A 3,027-nucleotide genomic window follows, 5' to 3' on the forward strand; every position below is an offset into this window, starting at 1 on the left:
GAACCGCCCACCACCGGACCCACCCGTCACAACCGAGCCGCCGCCCCACCCCCGTCATGCGGCTGCTCCCGCGCAGACCCGCACATCTCGTCGTTCAGGTCCTTCACGAGCTGGGTGAGATCGGTGGGCCGGTCGGGACCCCACCAGTCCCCCAGGAGCTCGCCCAGGGACTCCTCCCGGGCCGACGCGAGGCGCGTGGCGACCTCCCGGCCCTGTTCGGTGAGCAGCAGGTCGAGGCCCTGGCGGGCAGCCAGCCCGCGCTCCTCCACCTGCCGTGCCGCCTCGATGATCGCGCCCAGGGGCACGGAGGTGCGCTCGGCGAGCAGGGCCGGCTCCACCCACCCGTACTTGCGGATCCGCAGCACCAGCCAGCTCGACGCGGGCAGCAGGTCGTACCCGGCCCGCGCGGTGATCTCGCGGTAGATCTCCCGCCGCCCCTCCCGGGTGCCGAGCACCGACAGGGCCCGGCACACCTCGTCGTACGACGAGCGTTCCACCGGATTGCTGGCGAGCGTCTCCGTGACGTCGGGCGCGGTGACCGACCCCCGCAGCCGGTCCTCCTTGAGGAACCACGCGAGCACGAAGCCGAGGAACGCGACGGGCGCGGCGTAGAGGAAGACGTCGGTGATCGACGAGGCGTACGCGTGCAGCGCCTCGGGCCTGAGCGCGCCCGGCAGTTCGGCCAGTCCCCGGGAGTCGGCCTCCAGCTCCGACACCGAGACCCCGGGCGGCAGTTGGGCCCCGCGCAGCGCCTCGGCCAGCTTGTCGCCGAGCCGGTTCGCGAAGACCGTACCGAAGATGGCGACGCCGAAGGACGCCCCGATGGACCGGAAGAAGGTCGCACCGGACGTGGCGACGCCGAGGTCCTCGTACGAGACGGCGTTCTGCACGATCAGCACCAGCACCTGCATGACGAGGCCGAGCCCCAGCCCGAACACACAGAAGTACACGCTCATGACCCAGGTGGAACTGCTCTCGTCGAGCCGGTGCAGGAGCAGCAGTCCCAGCGTGGTGACCGCGGTCCCGGCCACCGGGAACACCTTCCACCGCCCGGTACGGCTGACGATCTGCCCGGACACGGTCGAGGACAGCAGCAGCCCGAACACCATGGGCAGCATGTGCACCCCGGACATGGTCGGCGAGACGCCCTGCACCACCTGGAGGAAGGTGGGCAGGTAGGTCATGGCCCCGAACATCGCGAACCCGACGATGAAGCTGATGACGGCGGACAGGGTGAAGGTCCGCACCCGGAACAGCTTCAGCGGCAGCACGGGCTCGGCGGCCCGCCGTTCGACCGCCACGAACGCGACCGCGAGCACCACGCCCAGCACCGCGAGCCCGACGATCTGGGGCGAGCCCCATCCCCAGGTGTTCCCGCCCAGCGAGGCCACCAGCACCAGACAGGTGGCGACGGCGGCGATCAGGAAGGTCCCCAGGTAGTCGATGACGTGTTTGGTCGACTTGCGCGGGATCCGCAGCACCACGGCGATCACGGCCAGCGCGACCACACCGACCGGAAGGTTGACGTAGAACACCCACCGCCAGCTCAGATGCTCGGTGAACAGGCCGCCCAGCAACGGCCCGAGCACGCTCGTCGCGCCGAACACCGCCCCGAACAGCCCTTGGTAGCGGCCGCGTTCGCGGGGCGGGACGAGGTCGCCGACGATCGCCATCGACAGCACCATCAGCCCGCCGCCGCCCAGCCCCTGAAGCGCCCGGAAGGCGATGAGCTGGGTCATGTCCTGGGACATGCCGCACAACGCCGAGCCGATCAGGAAGATCACGATCGCGGTCTGGAACAGCCGCTTGCGCCCGTACTGGTCACCGAGCTTGCCCCACAGCGGGGTCGCCGCCGTGGAGGCGAGCAGATACGCGGTCACGACCCAGGACAGATGCTCCATGCCCCCGAGGTCGCTGACGATCGTGGGCAGCGCGGTGGAGACGATGGTCTGGTCCAGCGCGGCGAGCAGCATGCCCAGCAGCAGGGCCCCGATCGAGACGAGGACGTTGCCGGACACGGGGTGTTCTCGCGTGTCTCGCACATCCTCCGTCATACCGTGCGCATCCGCGGCCATGAAGACCTCCCGAGGCTCTCGTTACCTCTCCATCGTGGTCGGTGTGACCGTTTACGGCCTGTTGAGTCCTGTTGGAAGCCGATATTCCGGGGGCTTCCGAAAGGCGGCTGTGGAGGGGTTCTGCATAATCTCTGGAGTTTGTGAGGGGAGGGACGAACACATGGCGGAGTCGAACGGCCATCTGTGCCCGGAGTGCGGGGCGCCGAGAGGGGCGGACAACACCCCGTCGTGCGGGTGCACCCGGCGCGCGTCGGACGCGCTGCGGGACGCGCGTACGGCGGAGGCGGCCGCGGCGGAGGACTTCGATCCGCTGCGCATACGGCCGTACGTCGAGCTGGACGAGGAGACGGCACCGGTGCCGCGGGTGCCCGCACCGGAGGCCACCCGGCCACTGCGCGCGCCGACACCGACACCGCCGCCGAGCGCCCCGAGTCCCACCGATCTGAGCCTGTTCGCGTCGGAGGAGGACCTCTCCGCACCCGGCCCTGCCCCGGACCCGCGCTCGCGCCGCACCCGTCGCCGTACCGTTCTCCTCGCCTCGGCCGGGGCGGTGGTGGCCGTGGTCGCGGCGGCCGGCATCGCCAGCGGGCTGTTCGCGTACGACCCGCCGTCGCGGGACGAGGCGGCACCGCGGGACGTACGGCCGGCCGTGCCGGACGTGACTACGACCGCGCCGTCGGCGTCCCCGACCGCGCCCACGCCCTCCGTACGGCCGTCCTCCGCGCCCCCGTCCGCCACGGCGAGCGCGAGCCCCTCGGCCTCCCCGTCCCCGTCGGAGTCCAGCGCCTTCCCCGGCCCTTCCCACTCGGCAGCGCCCTCGGCGAGCCCGACGGCCTCCACCGCGACGAAGCCGGCGGCCGGGGCGGACTCGGCGGAAGAGGCCGCTCCGCCGGTTCTGCGGCGGGGTTCCGAGGGTCCGGAGGTCGTCGAGCTCGAACTACGCCTCACCCAG

The 3,027-nt window shown here is 71.6% G+C and carries 2 protein-coding genes; one reads left to right on the forward strand and one right to left on the reverse strand.

Annotation, left to right across the window (positions count from 1 at the left end):
• Nucleotides 1-26: 26 nt before the first annotated feature.
• A complete protein-coding gene (locus AOJ26_RS26045; RefSeq protein ID WP_053850781.1) occupies nt 27-2,075 on the reverse strand; it encodes an MDR family MFS transporter in 2,049 nt (682 codons plus the stop codon).
• A gap of 160 nt (nt 2,076-2,235) precedes the next feature.
• On the opposite strand from AOJ26_RS26045, the gene AOJ26_RS26050 reads away from it, so the two are divergent.
• Nucleotides 2,236-3,027: hypothetical protein (locus AOJ26_RS26050; RefSeq protein WP_053850782.1), on the forward strand; the 792-nt coding region annotated here is incomplete at its 3' end.

Source organism: Streptomyces sp. NRRL B-24085, assembly GCF_001282115.1.
Taxonomy (GTDB): Bacteria; Actinomycetota; Actinomycetes; order Streptomycetales; family Streptomycetaceae; genus Streptomyces.

Bases quoted from the DNA above. Each gene is read 5' to 3' on its own strand.
- AOJ26_RS26045 (WP_053850781.1), bottom strand. From the start codon at position 2,075: ATGGCCGCGGATGCGCACGGTATGACGGAGGATGTGCGAGACACGCGA.